15 protein-coding genes are annotated in these 13,737 nt (G+C 72.6%); 8 read left to right on the top strand and 7 right to left on the bottom strand.

The window, feature by feature from the left end; translation table 11 throughout:
• Positions 1-409: 409 nt before the first annotated feature.
• Positions 410-1,066: a M23 family metallopeptidase gene (locus ACFYO9_RS18300; protein WP_358713776.1), complete on the top strand. Its 657-nt coding sequence runs from the start codon at positions 410-412 to the stop codon at positions 1,064-1,066.
• A gap of 161 nt (positions 1,067-1,227) precedes the next feature.
• Positions 1,228-2,100, top strand: coding sequence for a GyrI-like domain-containing protein (locus ACFYO9_RS18295; RefSeq protein ID WP_358777046.1), 873 nt, complete (start codon positions 1,228-1,230; stop codon positions 2,098-2,100).
• 40 nt (positions 2,101-2,140) lie between these two features.
• Here the strand turns inward: ACFYO9_RS18295 and ACFYO9_RS18290 are convergent, their stop codons facing one another.
• Positions 2,141-2,911 (bottom strand): helix-turn-helix transcriptional regulator, encoded by a 771-nt coding sequence (locus ACFYO9_RS18290; RefSeq protein ID WP_358777047.1) that lies wholly within the window; start codon positions 2,909-2,911, stop codon positions 2,141-2,143.
• An 85-nt stretch (positions 2,912-2,996) separates the two neighbouring features.
• On the opposite strand from ACFYO9_RS18290, the gene ACFYO9_RS18285 reads away from it, so the two are divergent.
• Positions 2,997-3,875 (top strand): TSUP family transporter, encoded by an 879-nt coding sequence (locus ACFYO9_RS18285; RefSeq protein ID WP_358777048.1) that lies wholly within the window; start codon positions 2,997-2,999, stop codon positions 3,873-3,875.
• Between the two features lie 15 nt (positions 3,876-3,890).
• On the opposite strand, the gene ACFYO9_RS18280 is transcribed toward ACFYO9_RS18285, so the two are convergent.
• The 3 genes from ACFYO9_RS18280 to ACFYO9_RS18270 all read right to left on the bottom strand — a co-directional run bounded on the left by ACFYO9_RS18280 (position 3,891) and on the right by ACFYO9_RS18270 (position 5,624).
• The gene (locus ACFYO9_RS18280; RefSeq protein ID WP_355807065.1) at positions 3,891-4,154 is read right to left on the bottom strand and encodes a hypothetical protein; all 264 of its coding nucleotides are present in this window, start codon (positions 4,152-4,154) and stop codon (positions 3,891-3,893) included.
• A 112-nt stretch (positions 4,155-4,266) separates the two neighbouring features.
• Positions 4,267-4,716, bottom strand: a complete 450-nt coding sequence (locus tag ACFYO9_RS18275) for an SRPBCC family protein (protein ID WP_355807064.1) — start codon at positions 4,714-4,716, stop codon at positions 4,267-4,269.
• Between the two features lie 131 nt (positions 4,717-4,847).
• Complete coding sequence (locus tag ACFYO9_RS18270; protein WP_355807063.1) at positions 4,848-5,624, bottom strand: hypothetical protein; 777 nt, start codon at positions 5,622-5,624, stop codon at positions 4,848-4,850.
• A gap of 387 nt (positions 5,625-6,011) precedes the next feature.
• Here ACFYO9_RS18270 and ACFYO9_RS18265 point away from each other — a divergent pair, with 387 nt between their 5' ends.
• The 4 genes from ACFYO9_RS18265 to ACFYO9_RS18250 all read left to right on the top strand — a co-directional run bounded on the left by ACFYO9_RS18265 (position 6,012) and on the right by ACFYO9_RS18250 (position 8,942).
• A complete protein-coding gene (locus ACFYO9_RS18265; protein WP_355807062.1) occupies positions 6,012-6,500 on the top strand; it encodes an STAS domain-containing protein in 489 nt (162 codons plus the stop codon).
• 162 nt (positions 6,501-6,662) lie between these two features.
• Positions 6,663-7,529, top strand: coding sequence for a DUF1206 domain-containing protein (locus ACFYO9_RS18260; protein ID WP_355807061.1), 867 nt, complete (start codon positions 6,663-6,665; stop codon positions 7,527-7,529).
• Between the two features lie 136 nt (positions 7,530-7,665).
• Positions 7,666-8,280: a TetR family transcriptional regulator gene (locus tag ACFYO9_RS18255; protein ID WP_355807059.1), complete on the top strand. Its 615-nt coding sequence runs from the start codon at positions 7,666-7,668 to the stop codon at positions 8,278-8,280.
• Positions 8,281-8,393: 113 nt separating this feature from the next.
• On the top strand, positions 8,394-8,942 hold the full coding sequence (locus tag ACFYO9_RS18250) for a TerB family tellurite resistance protein (RefSeq protein ID WP_355807057.1): 549 nt from the start codon (positions 8,394-8,396) through the stop codon (positions 8,940-8,942).
• Positions 8,943-9,001: 59 nt separating this feature from the next.
• Here ACFYO9_RS18250 and secD read toward each other — a convergent pair whose 3' ends face one another.
• Entirely contained in the window at positions 9,002-11,344 is a 2,343-nt protein-coding gene (secD, locus tag ACFYO9_RS18245) for a protein translocase subunit SecD (RefSeq protein WP_358777049.1), read from the bottom strand.
• Positions 11,345-11,534: 190 nt separating this feature from the next.
• Positions 11,535-12,050: a hypothetical protein gene (locus ACFYO9_RS18240; protein WP_355807053.1), complete on the bottom strand. Its 516-nt coding sequence runs from the start codon at positions 12,048-12,050 to the stop codon at positions 11,535-11,537.
• A gap of 297 nt (positions 12,051-12,347) precedes the next feature.
• Between ACFYO9_RS18240 and ACFYO9_RS18235 the strand changes: the two genes are divergently transcribed.
• Positions 12,348-12,863, top strand: coding sequence for a lytic polysaccharide monooxygenase auxiliary activity family 9 protein (locus ACFYO9_RS18235; protein WP_355807051.1), 516 nt, complete (start codon positions 12,348-12,350; stop codon positions 12,861-12,863).
• A 166-nt stretch (positions 12,864-13,029) separates the two neighbouring features.
• Here the strand turns inward: ACFYO9_RS18235 and ACFYO9_RS18230 are convergent, their stop codons facing one another.
• Positions 13,030-13,629 carry a TetR/AcrR family transcriptional regulator gene (locus ACFYO9_RS18230; protein ID WP_358777050.1) on the bottom strand — a complete coding sequence of 200 codons (600 nt, stop codon included), beginning with the start codon at positions 13,627-13,629 and terminating at the stop codon, positions 13,030-13,032.
• Positions 13,630-13,737: the final 108 nt, after the last annotated feature.

Below are 13,737 nucleotides of genomic sequence, written 5' to 3'. Positions count from 1 at the left end.
ACCGCCTGACGGGCCGGCGACGGCGGCATCGCGTCGCCCCGCGCCGGCCGGGGCCCACCGGAGGCTATACCGCGGGCGGCACGGACCTGGCCTCCGTCAGAGCCCCCCGAACTCCTCACGGCGCGACCGCCCCCCGCGGCAACGGTCGCGAAATGACCGCCCATTCCCTGCACTTCACCGCGGTCGAACGGATGCCGGCCACGATGAACCCCGCCAGTATCGTCCCGGCATTCGGACGGCGTCCAATATCAGTTCGTACTGAGCGCCAGTCCGGCCGGTTATGGGGAACCGGCCGGTCCGGGCCCCGGCGGCAGGGCCCCGGAAGGCGTGCCGCGCACCCTCGGTCACGTACACCGGATGGCCCAGCCGGGGTGCGGTCCGCCGCTGCGGACGGTCTGCTGTCGGAGGTATGGGCTACCACATAGACAGCCCGCGCCAAGCGGGCACCACACGACGTGACGCACTGGGCATGGCGGCGGCGCTCCTCACGGGCGGCGTCCTCTCCGCGGGGGCGGCCGCGCCCCGGGTCGACCAGGAGGAGCCCGACGACGCCTGTCCGGCCACCTACGACCCCGAGTTCGAGGCGGCGCTCGCCGAGGCCGACGCGGCGCTCCCGGAGGACGACGCCCGAGGGCTCCCCCCGGAGGGTCCACGCCCGCGGTTCAGACTGCCGCTGCGCCGCCACTTCCGGGTCACCACGCGCTACGGCACCCGCGGCAGCTGGTCCGCCGGGCACCACACCGGCGTCGACCTCGCGGTCCCCCGCGGCACCCCCGTGTACGCGGTGGGCGCCGGGGTCGTGGTCCTCGCCCGCTGGTCCGGCGCGTACGGCAAGGCCGTGACCGTACGGATGTCCGACGGGCACTACGCCGTGTACGGGCACCTCTCCCGGATCCAGGTGCGCCAGGGCTCCCATGTCCGCGCCGGCACGCGGCTCGGGAGCAGCGGCAGCACCGGGCGCGCCACCGGACCCCACCTCCACCTGGAGATCAGGGCCCGGCGGCAGTACGGCTCGGACATCAACCCCTACCGGTACCTGGCCCGGCGGGGCACTCGCCTCTGGTGAGAGCCCGCCTCTGGTGAGATCCGAGGGGCCGGTCCGACGGCCGAAGGACCGGCCCGCCCTTTCTCCTGCGCGGCACCCGACTGCATCGGGCACAGAATGTCGGGTCGGACACCATGCGCGCTCCCTAGCGTGGTGATCACAGGAAAGGAAGGAGACCGGGCGTGCTGGAGCGGCTCAACGAGGCCATGGAGCACATCGAGCGCCACCTCGGCGACTCCGTCGACATGGCGGAGACGGCGCGGGTGGCGGCCACCTCGGAGTACCACCTGCGCAGGATGTTCTCGGCGCTCGCGGGCATGCCGCTGTCGGAGTACATCCGGCGCAGGCGGCTCACCCTGGCGGGCGCCGAGGTGCTCGCGGGGCAGGACACGCTGCTGGAGATCGCGGTCCGCCACGGCTACGGCTCGGGCGAGGCGTTCGCCCGCGCGTTCCGCGCCATGCACGGCGTGGGGCCCGGCGAGGCCCGACGCACCGGAGCCGTGCTCAGCTCCCAGTCCCGGATGACCTTCCGTCTCACCATCGAGGGGAGCAGCAACATGCGCCATCGCGTAGTGGACAAGCCGGCCTTCACCGTGGTCGGCCACAAGGCCCGGGTGCCACTGGTGCACGCGGGACCGAACCAGGCGATCATCGACTTCGTCCGCGGGATCCCGCGGGAGGACGTGGAGCGTCTGGAGAAGCTGTCGGACCAGGAGCCGCGGGGCGTCCTCGCCGTCTGCGACGACCTGGACCCGAGTCGCGCCGAGGGCACCGAACTCGACTACTACCAGGGGGTGATCACGGCTGCGGCCGCTCCCGAGGGCGCGGCGGAGCTGTCCGTCCCGGCCGGGACGTGGGCGGTCTTCACGGCCTCGGGGCCGATGCCGGAGACCGTGCAGTATCTGTGGCGGGACGTGTTCACCGAGTGGTTCCCGTCCAACCCGTACCGCAGCCGGCCCGGCCCCGAACTCCTGCGGATGCGGATGCCGGAGGGCGAGGCCGAGGGCGACGCGGAGCTGTGGCTGCCCGTGGAGCGGGAGCGGGAGCGGAGCTGATCGGGCGGCGCCCGATCAGGTCCGAACCGGCCGGATACGGCTAACGCGTGCGGCTCACGGCGAAGCGGGACGGCGGTACGCCGAAGGCACGCGTGAACGCCGCGGTGAAGGCCGCCGGCGAGGAGTAGCCGATCCGGCCGCCGACGTCGCTGACCGAGGCGGTGCCCAGGAGCGGCACCGCCGCCAGCAGACGGGCGCGGCCCCGCCACACGGCGGGGCTGTCGCCCGTTTCGGCGCGGAAGCGCCGGGTGAAGGCCCGTTCGCTCATGGCGGTCGCGGCGGCCCAGGTGGCGTTGGTGACGTCGGGGTCCGGGGCGTCCAGGTAGGCGCGGCAGAGCCGTGCGAGGTCGGCGGAGGCGGGCATGCCCACGTGGAAAGGGAGCGGGGCGCGCTCGGCGATCTCGTACAGGAGGAGCGCGGCGATGCTTCCCTCCCGCCCGGACAGCCGGTAGTCGGGCTCGAACTCGGCGGCGGCCAGGAGCAGTTCGCGCAGGAGCGGTGGTACGTCCACGACGGTGCAGGTGGTGGGCCACCAGGGGACGGCGCGCGGTTCGATGTACAGGCTGCGGGTGCTCACGCCCAGCATGCGGACCCGGTGCCGGGTGGCGGGCGGAATCAGTACGGCGCGCTCGGGCGGAACCGTCCAGGCCCCCTCGGCGGTGTCGACGGCCATGACGCCGGTGGCGCCGTAGAGGAACTGGGCGCGCCGGTGTTCGTGCCAGTCCAGTACGTGGCCGGGGGCGTAATCGGTGCCGATCGGCAGGACGGCCCGGTCGATGTGGTCGACCTCGGCCAGGGGGACGTTCCTCACCCCGCCATCCTAGTGGCCGACTCGCGAAAGAAGGGTGCCGACCATCGCATGCGGGCGACCAGGTGGGGCTGGTGGGGTGGGTTCCATGGACTACGTGATGTTGGTCGGCGTGGGGTGCCTCACCGGGGTGACGACGGTGCTGTTCGGTTTCGGCGGAGGGTTCGTGGCCGTGCCGGTCGTGGTGGCGGCGGACGCCTCGCTCGGCGGTGACGCGATGCGGGTGGCGACGGCCACCTCGGCCCTGGTGATGGTGGTGAACGCCGGCTTCGCGACGGCCGTCACCCCGCGGCGCGTGCTGTCCGCGCTGCGCGGCAGCGGTCTGCTGCTCGCCCTCCTCGCGGCCGGGGCCGCGGCGGGGGCGTTCGCCACCCGGCTCGCGCCGGACGGCCTGGCCCGCTGGGCGTTCGTCGCGTACGTCCTGCTCACCATCGCCGACCTGTTGCTGCGCCCGGGGTTCCTGCGCACGTACGCGGGCGGTGAGGTGCCGGGAGGTGCGGAGTCGGATGACGCGGAGTCGGGCCATGCGTCGTCGCGCGGCGTGGAGTCCGGCGGTGCGGCGTCGCGCGGCGCCCCGCGTCCGCTGCCGGCCGCCGTCGGTGCGCCGATCGGCGCCGTGGCCGCCTTCCTCGGTGTGGGCGGCAGTGTGATGACCGTGCCCGCGATGCGGCGGGCCGGCCATCCGATGCGGGTGGCGACCTCGCTGGCCAACCCGCTGACCCTAGCCATCGCGCTGCCCGCCACCGCGGTCTCGCTGGCGTCGGCCGCGGTCCCCACCGCCACGGTCGCGCGGGTCCACCTGGTGGGTCTGCTCGACGTCGGCGCCGCCGCGGCGCTGCTGGCGGGGGCCCTGCCGGTCATCGCGGTGCTGCGCAGGCGGCCGCCCCGGATACCCGACCGGGCCCATGCCTGGGCGTACATCGGGCTGCTCGCCCTGGTGGCGCTGGCGATGCTGTTCCTCGCGTGAGGCGAGGGACGGGACTCAGGGTTCCCGCTGCCGGCCGGCGGCGTCCGGGCACGCGGTGGGCGCGGAGCCGAAGGCGAAGCGGAGGAAGTGCTCCAGCGCGGGCGTCCAGGTGGAGAAGTCGTGGCCGCCGGGCCCCGAGCAGTAGCGATGCGGGACGCTCTGCTGCTTCAGGACCGTGTGCAGCGCGTTGTTCCAGGCGTACGGGTCCTCGTTGCGGCCGGCGTAGAGCGCCATCCGGCCCTGGTACGACCGGTACGCCTCGGGGCGGCCCTGCGCCACCTGGACCGGGTTGAACGCGGGCCAACCGGACTGCCGTTGACGATCCGCTGGTGGTCGGGGCGCCGGATGTCCGTACCGCCGGAGAAGGCGCCGACGGCGCGTCGATCTGGGCTCAGCGCAGCGCGCCTGCGAGATAGGCGTTGCGGGTCCTGATGAGGCGGGGCATGTACCAGCGCAGGACGGTGCGGTCGGCGATGCGTCCGAGAAGCCCGAACGGCGAGGCGAATTCGATGACGTCTCTCATCACGGTGCCGCCGGTGCCGTCCGGCTCGAAGTGATGGCTGTGATGCCATCGCTTGAAGGGACCACTCTGCTGCTCGTCCACGAAGCAGCGGGGCGCGTCGTACGACGTGACGCGGGCAGTGAGTCGCCAGGTCAGACCGAAGTGGCGGGCTTCGAAGGTCACCGTGTCGCCGAGCGAGAGGCCGCCTCGCGTCCTCCCGCCGACCGCCCGCTCCGATGAACCGGCCATCGACTGCGTATGCGCCTCCACATCAAGGCACGCATCGAACACCCGCTCCGGGGACGCGGCGACGGCTGTTACAACTTCGAAGTGCGGCACCCTCCCATCCTAGAGAGGGCGAAACGGGACGCGTGGCGGGCCCCCTCCATGTCGAGCGAACCGCCCCGGTCCCGACTCGCCACGCGCCTGCCGAAGGGCCCCGAGACCGAAGGGAGTTCACCGGGCAGGCTCTAACTGACGAAGCCCCGGGTGACGTGTGTTCCCGAACCGACGTCCTCCGCCCGGTAGTTGGACTCGCCCACGCAGTCGCTGTACTCGTAGTTCGCCCTCGACGTGCCGCTCAGGCCGCCCCCGTCGGTGGATGTGGGACCGCCGAAGACCGCGTCGGACCGGGGCATCTCCGCGCAGCTGGGGATCCCCGCGTAGTACTCGACGAAGCCGCCCTGGGATCCGCGCAGACCGCCGCTGCCCGCCGGGAGCGTGTACGTGCCGAGGTGGGTCTCCTTGCCGGTGACCGTGTCCCTGGCCGTGCCGGTCCAGGTGTCGGTTCCGGTGCGCTCGACCCTCATGTCGTAGCGGTGGCCGTAGACGCCGTCGAAGTCGACCGCACAGGTCACCCCGGGCCCGCCGTCGGCGCCCGCGTGGCAGAGCGGGTCGTCGGTGGTCGAGCCGGCGACGAAGGTGGAGAAACGGGCGGACAGCCGCTCGCTTCCGCCGCTGTTCGCGCGGGGCTGCAGGCCGGTGTAGCCCACGTCCTGGGCGTTGGTGAAGCCGAACTGCTGCGCGAAGTAGATGCCCGACGTGTGCGCTGTGGCCGGGTTGACCGTCATGGGGAAGGTGAGGTTGCTCAGGCCCGCGGACGGTGTGCCGGGCACGGACCAGCTGATCGACACGTTGCCGCCGCCGACCGACGCGGCGGCGGGGTGGGGCGCCGCCAGCAGGAGGCCCGCGGCCGCGGTGGCCGCCGCGGTCACGCCGCACCGGCGTCGGATTCTGACCGGGATCATGTCCTGTTCCTCCTCTGTGGGGGGCCGGAGACTCCGCGTGGGGGGAGAGACGTGCGCAGCAGTGTCCCGCCGGGCCCCCACCACCGCGCCATGGACTATCGCGGCGCGGGCTTGGACTCTTGCTGCCGTCCCGGGATGACCGCCCCCGACCGCCCAGGCGGATCGTCGCGTTTCATTCGGGCCGATCAGGGCTCCGCCCACGGCTCCCGTGCGCCCTCGGTACGCCACCGGGCGGCTACCGTCACACCTTCCGCGCGACCCCGTGAGTCAACTCCTCCGCATAACTACTCTCCGTAGTTGACGCCTCGACGCGGCATCGGGGGCGCGGTTCGGGGTTCCGCTTGCCCCGTACGGGTACGTATAGCTCTGAGCGGGAACGATTTACATATGACCTCGGTGCCGCCCAGGACTTCGATGCCGTCCGGCGCCGGTCTTCGTCACCGAGCCACCGCACTTTTGATTACTCTCCGTGAAAGGAGAGGGACACTGCTGGACTGGGAAACGGGCACCGCCGACTTCACCTTCGGCCTGCGTCACCGCGTGGTGAACGGCACTGATGTCCTTGCGTTCTGGGGCGAACTTGACGCCTGGGCCGACCAGGAGCTCGCCCCTCGTGTCACGGCACTCCTCGACAGGGCCGGCCCCCGGGTCGTCACCGACCTTCGAGGAGTGACCTTCATGGACGCCGGCGGCCTGCGGCTGCTGGTGCGAATCCGTCGTCAAGTGGACCGGGACCGGGGCACCTTGTGGCTCGTTCCCGGCAGCGCGCGCAACCGGCGGCTGCTGCGCATCACCGCGCTCGACCGGGCCTTCACCATCCCGGCCAGCGCGCCGGTCCCCTGCGAGCGGACCGGCGCACGCAGCGGATTCGGCTGAACCGCCCGCAAGGGGACCACACCGCGAGGCAACCGCCCCGTAAGGGATCCGCCCCGTAAGGGAACCGCTCCACGAGAGGCCACGCTCCGGGGCAGGCCCTGACCACCGAGAAGACCGGATCAGGGGCAGCATGAGGCAACTCCCCGGGGGTACTCGGCAGCCATGCATCTCTCATCCATACGCTTCCCGTCGGTCACCCACCGCGGGAAGCGCAAGGCCCGGCAGGCGGCCAAGGGGCGGACCGTCGCGGCGGTCGCACGTGCCGGTTTCGTCGGGCGCGGTGTCATCTACCTCCTGGTGGGCGCGCTGGCCCTGCGCATCGCCTTCTCCAACGGCGGTGACGGCGGCGGACGCCAGGCGGACCGGGGCGGGGCGATGGCGGAGATCGCCGACAAGCCGTTCGGCAACGTCCTGCTGTGGCTGCTCGGCTGCGCCCTCGCGGGCATGGCGCTGTGGCGGCTCTCCGAAGTCTTCTTCGGACAGGCCGGGCCCGACGGCGACAAGGCGAGCAAACGCGCCCTGGCGGGTGCGCGCTGCCTCTTCTACTGCTTCGTTTCGTACTCCGTGCTCGCCTACGCCGCGGGCGACAAGGGCAGCGGCAGCGGCTCGAGCGACAAGACCACCCAGGACGCGACGGCCAGGGTGCTCGACTGGCCGGGCGGGCAGTGGATCGTCGCCGCCGCGGGCGCCGGAGTGATCGTGGCGGGGGTCTGGATCGCCGGACGCGCGCTCCTGCGGAAGTACCACGACAAGCTGCGCATGGCGGAGATGTCCCGGCGGGTGCGGCAGGGCGTCGACGTCCTCGGCGTCACCGGCGGCACGGCCCGCGGCATCGTGTTCGCCGTCGCCGGCGGGTTCGCCGTCAGCGCGGCCCTGCGGCACAAGCCCGGCCAGGCCAAGGGCATGGACAACACGCTGCGCTCCTTCGCCGACACCGGCGCGGGGCCCTGGCTGCTGATGCTGATCGCCATCGGCCTCGGCGCGTTCGGACTCTTCTCCTGGGCCAATGCCCGATGGCGCAAGTTCTGACGACCAACCCGGCGGACAGGGTGCGTGGGACTCCTCCCGCGCACCCTGTCCGTCGTTTCGGCGCTGGCACCCGGTGCCGGTCCAGACCCTGAACGCCATGCGTGGCACCTGACAGCCCGCTGTGTACGATGACCGGGTGACCTCCCGCCCCAAGCTGAGCATGGCCGAACGCAAGCGCCGCCTCGTCTCGGACGAACTGACCGAGTCCGCGCTGCAGTTGCTGGCCCTCAAGGGGTACGACGCGGTCACCATCGACGAGATCGTGACCGCCGCCGGGGTCTCCCGGCGGACATTCTTCCGGTACTTCGCGTCCAAGGAGGACGTGGTCGTCCAGTTCCTGGCGGACATGGGGACCGACATGCGGGCGGAGCTGGCGGCCCGCCCCGCCGAGGAGCGCCCCTCCGAGGCGCTGCTGCACGCCGTCGGGGTGCCGCTCGCCGCCTGCTCCGACCACTCCGACCGTGCGCTCGGCGTGGTGCAGCTCATTCTGCGGACGCCGGCGCTGCTGGCCCGGTTCCTGGAGCGGCAGGCACAGTGGCGCGGCCATCTGACGGAGGAGTTGGCACGCCGCACCGGCCTCGACCCGGAGACCGACCTGTATCCGCGGCTGGCCGCCGGGATGGCACTGACCGCCTTCGACACCGTGCTGCAGCGGTGGAGCGGCAGCGATGCCGCCGAGGACCCCGCCGCCCTGCTCGACCGGGCCTTCGCCGTGATCGGCCCGGCACTGGACGCCGTCGAAGTCCGGTGACCCCGGGCCGCTTTCCTGCCGCCCCGACGAGGAACTCCGGGGAGCGGGGAGGCGTTGGCAGAACGACGCGCAGAACGCGCGGCACCAGCGAACGGCAAGCCGAGGTGGCACGGATGGCGATGTGGGACCGGATCAAGGACCAGGCCAAGGGTCTGCAGCAGGGACAGGGGGCGCGGAGCTCCGGCGGCCTCACAAGGCCGGGGTCCGGGTCCGGCGGTGGGTCGAAGACCCAGCTCGTGGGCGTCCTGAAGTCCCAGCTCAGCTCCCTCAAGACGGAGCTCAAGAGCGGCGCCTACCGGGACGCAAGCATGGCGATGTGCGCCCTGGTGGCGGCCGCGGACGGGTCGGTGGACCCGGCCGAGCGGCAGCATGTCGAGACGCTGATCCTGCAGAACGACGTGCTGCAGAACTTCCCGCCGGAGCAGTTGCGCCAGCGGTTCACCAAGCATGTCGACCAGTTGACGGCCAACTTCCAGCACGGCAAGACCGAGGCGATGCAGGAGATCGCCAAGGCGGCGAAGAAGCCGACGGAGGCCAAGGCGGTCGTGCAGACCGGCTTCGTCGTCGCGGGGGCGGACGGATACATCGCACCGGCCGAGGAGCAGGTCCTGCGCGAGGCGTGCGCCGCGCTCAACGTCTCTCCGCAGGAGTTCGGCCTCTGACCGGGTGACCGGTGGGGCGGCAGGAGTACGGGCGCCGCGTCGGGCGGCGCCCGTCGGCCTCAGACCACCGCTCCCGTGCCCCGCTCCTTCCTCCTCCTCGCCTCCAACGGGCTGTATCCGTGTGGCACGTCGTCCGCGCCGTGCGACCGCTTCGGCCGCGCGGGAGGCGAGGCCGGCGGATTGCGGCGTTCGAGCGCGACGGCCAGCGGGACGGCCGTGAACACCGTCGACGCCATGCCGATCAGGACGCCGGCGGTCAGCGCCAGGGAGAAGTCCGCGAGCGAGTCGCCGCCGAGCACCGCGAGGGCGGTGAGGATGAACAGGGCTCCCATGCCCGTGTTCACGGTGCGCGGCAGGGTCTGGACGACGGCACGGTTCGCGGAAGCCGCCAGATCGCGGCGCGGATCGCGGCGGCGGGCCTCGCGCAGGCGGTCGAAGACCACCACCGTGTCGTTGACCGAGTAGCCGATCACGGTGAGCAGCGCGGCGAGGAAGACGCTGTCGACGGGTTTGCCGAGCCAGGCGAAGAGACCCACGACGATCAGGACGTCATGGACCATCGCCGACACGGCGGCCGCCGCGAGGGTCCAACGGAAGCGCACGCTCAGGTAGATGAGCTGAGCGGTGACGGCGATACCGAGGGCGATCAGCGCCTTCTGGCGGAGTTCGGCGCCGAGACTCGGCCCGATCAGCTCGTCGCGTGCGACGGTGACCGTGCCGCCGGGCCCTTCCAAGGCCGCCTTGACGCGCTGCTGTTCGGCGTCCGTGAGCCGCTCCGTGCGGACGCTGATGTCGCCGTCCCCGGACTCCTGCACCACCGCGCGCGGGAATCCCGCGTCGGCCACGGCGCCGCGGGCGGTGTCGGCGTCGAGGGGCCTGCTGGTGCTGTACTCGACGAGCCGGCCCCCGGTGAACTCGACGCCGAACTCCAGGCCGCGCAGGGCGATGCCGGCGACGGCCACGACGACCAGGAGGGCGCTGGCGCCGAGCCACCGGCGCCGGTGGCGCACCAGGTCCGGGTCGCGGCGGGCCAGCCAGGAGCGGACGCGGCCCGTGGTGGCGATGCCGGTCAGGGCGGGCCGCCGCCGGACGCGGTCGCGGCCCACGGCGAAGTCGGCGAGAACGCGGGTGATGACCAGCGCGGTGACCATCGAAGCGAGGACGCCGATGCACAGAGTGACGCCGAACCCCTTGACCGGCCCCGTGGCGAAGAAGAAAAGGAGTCCGGCGGCGAGCAGCGTCGTCACGTTCGAGTCGACGACCGCGCTCCACGCCTTCGCGAAGCCCGTGCGCACCGGTGTGGCCAGGTCGGTCGAGCGTACGGCGAGGTACTCCTCCCTGGCCCGTTCGAAGACGAGCACGTTGGCGTCGACGGCCATGCCGATGGCCAGGACGAAGCCGGCGAGTCCGGGCAGGGTGAGGGTCGCGCCGAGAGCCACCAGGGCCGCGTACGAGATCAGGCCGTAGAGCGCGAGGGCGAACGCGGCGAGCGCGCCGAGGAGCCGGTAGACGACGGTGATGAACAGCGCGGTCAGGGCGATGCCGATCAGGGCCGCCCGGGTGCTCGCCTCGATGGCTTCGGCACCGAGCGTCGGGCCGACGGTGCGCTGCTCGACGACGTCGACGGGCACCGGCAGCGCTCCGCCCTTGACGAGTGCGGCGAGATCACGGGCCTCGGACTGCCCGAACGAGCCGGTGATCTGGGTGGAGCCGCCGGTGATGCCGGTCCGGCACGCCACGCCCTCGTTGACGCCGGGCGCCGAGATGATCTTGTCGTCGAGGGTGATGGCGACGCGGCGTTCGGGCGCGCCCGCCGGCGCGCAGGCGGCGTCGCCGGTGAGGTCCGCCCAGGTGCGCCCGGCGTCTTCGCGGAAGTCCAGGTTCACGGTCCAGCCGGCCGTCGACTGCTGGTCGAGCGTGGCAGCGGCGTCCTTCACACCGTCGCCGGTCAGTGCGGTGGGTCCGAGCCGGAGTTGGTTTCCGGGGCGTTCGGGGTCGGGCAGCGTGCGCGACCCGTCGGGGGCGGGCTTCGCGGTGCCCTTGGCCGCCGACTCCCCCGTCACCGGGTGGATCGTCAGCTGGGCGGTGCGGCCGATGACTTCGGCGGCCTTGCGGGGGTCCTGGACGCCGGGCAGCTCGACGATGATGCGCTTCTCGCCGGAGCGTGCGATGCCCGGTTCGGCGACGCCGAGGGCGTCGACGCGCTGCCGGAGGACCTCCAGGGCGCGGTCGGTGGAGGTGGCGTCCGCCGTGACGGCGGGGGTGCTCCTGGTCTCCAGGACGATCTGGGTGCCGCCGCGCAGGTCGAGGCCGAGGCGGGCGGACTGGGTGAGGGCGATGTACAGGGACAGGGCGACGACGGCGAGTGCGACGATCGCCCGCCACCAGGGCGCGCGTGACATGGGTTCTCCACGATGAGGGCAGGTCGAAGGAGCGCGTGACCGGGCGTCGGGCCGAGGAGGTGCGGCACGCGCCGCGCGCGGTGTGCCGTGCGGGGCTGCGGTGCGGCACGCGCCGCGCGCGGTATGCCGTGCTGGGCTGCGGTGCGTCCTGCGGAGGCGACGGGTCAGGCGCCGGGGAGGGTCTGCGTGCTCATCGGTGGGGCGGCCCGCGCGGGGCGGCGGCCGCATGGGGCCGCGGTATCGGCGCGTACGCGGCAGCGGGGCGGGCGTCGGGCCCGCCCAAGGCGCGGTGCGGCGCGATGTCGAGGGCGGTGAGCGGCGGGCCTACCGGCCTGGGCCCCGGAACGTGCGCGTCCGGCCGGTGTGCGACGGCGACGTGCAGGGCGGGGACGTCCTGCGGCCCGGTCGGCTGCGCGGCGTGCGCCGCCACGGTGTGCCGCGTGAGCGGCCGGTCGGCCGGAGTTCCGTACGCCACCACGGCGGGCCGCGTGAGCGGTCCGTTGCTCGGCGTTCCGTACGCCGCCATGGCGTGCCGCGTCAGCGGCCCGTCGGCCGATGTTCCGTACGCCGCAACCGTGTGCCGCGCGAGCGGCCCATCGGCCGGGGTTCCGTACGCCGCGGCGGACGGTACGAACAGGGCGAGCACCGTGACGACGAAGGACAGCGCGGACACGGCCACGCGCGCGGAACGGCTCTGCTGCGACACGTCCGCCCCCGCCCCTCATTGCCCGTCCGGGTGCGCACGGTGCGGCCCCGCCCTGCTCAACGTACGGCCGCACCGGTCCGTTCCATCCTCGCGTTCCCCGCCTCCACCCACGTTAGGGACGAGCCATCAGGCCCCGTACTCCACGAGGCCGGATGGTCCCGTACACAACTCCCACCCCACGAAGAACAATTGAAGGGTTGACGGCGTTCAGACAATCAGTAAGGTCTAGGCCAATGAGTCGACCGAGGCGCCCGGTTGCCTCTTCCCCCTCATCCCCCCACCCCAGAGGGAGCAGAGATGCACGCGAAGCGGAAACTGGCGGCGGTCATCGGTGCGGGCATCGCGCCCGTCCTCGTCCTGACCTCCATCTCCCCCGCCGGCGCCCACGGTTACGTCAACTCACCGCCGAGCCGGCAGGCGCAGTGCGCGGCCGGCACGGTCGAGTGCGGCGACATCACCCATGAGCCGCAGAGCGTCGAAGGGCCCAAGGGCCAGACGACCTGCAGCGGCGGCAACGAGCGGTTCGCCGAGCTCGACGACGACAGCAAGGGCTGGCAGGTCACCGACGTCGGCTCCTCCCAGGACTTCAGCTGGAAGCTGACGGCCCGTCACAGCACCAGCACCTGGCAGTACTTCGTCGGCGGCAACAAGATTGCCGAGGTCGACGACGGGGGCGCCCAGCCGGGCGAGACCGTCACGCACAAGGTCGACTTCGGCGGGCTCAAGGGCCGGCAGAAGGTGCTCGCCGTGTGGAACATCGCGGACACGACGAACGCGTTCTACGCCTGTATCGACGTCAACATCAAGGGCTGACGCCGACCCCGACACCGGGGCGCGTCGCGGGACCTGACCCCCACGGCGAGCCCCGATGCGGACCCCCCACACATGCCACCGCGCCCGTCCCGCCGGACCACCTCGGTCCGGTGGGACGGGCGTTTGCCGTACGGGACCGGGGGGAGGCCGGGCGGGGTCGGTCGGTTCAGTGCGCGGCGACGGCGATCGACGTGAGGAAGCCGTCGAGCAGGGCGGTCTGCACGTCCTCCGGGAACCGGGCGGGGTCGAAGAGCGCCTGGACGACGAGGCCATGGGTGAACGCCACCGCGGTGGCGGCGAGTTGTTCCGGATCGGCGTCGGCGGGCAGCTCGCCGAGGTCGCGGGCGGCGGCCAGGTGGGGGCGGATCATCGCGCGCAGCCGCGTGTAGCGGTCGGCCTGCTCCGCGGCCAACTGCTCGTCGGCGAGGGAGAGATCCCAGGAGCTGACCCAGACACGGTTGCGGGCGGTGTCGTCCGGGGTCAGCGGCAGGATGTCGAGGAGCATGACCCGTACGGTCGCGAGGCCCTCGGCGGGCCGAGCGCGGCGGGGGCGGTCCGCGGTGCGCTTCTCCAGCAGGTCCAGTGCGTGCGTGACGAGGGCCCGCTTGGTCGGGAAGTAGTGCATCAGCATGCCGGTCGAGACGTCCATCTCGGCGGCGACGGCGCGCAGCGTCAGGCCGCCGAAGCCCTTGTCGGCGAGGACCCGCCACACCGCCTCGGACACATCCTTGCGGCGGGCTTCACGGTCTCCGGGTGCGGGTGGCATGGTGCTACCTTACGTACCGAACACGTGTTACGCACAGTACCGAACACTTGTTATCCACGGTACCGAACACTTGTCGCGCACCACCCGGGTCCGCCCCACCGGTCCGGT

This window comes from Streptomyces sp. NPDC005863, assembly GCF_042871345.1.
Taxonomy (GTDB): domain Bacteria; phylum Actinomycetota; class Actinomycetes; order Streptomycetales; family Streptomycetaceae; genus Streptomyces.
Note: the sequence above shows the minus strand (reverse complement) of the source record. Positions and strands in the feature narration are given on the sequence as shown.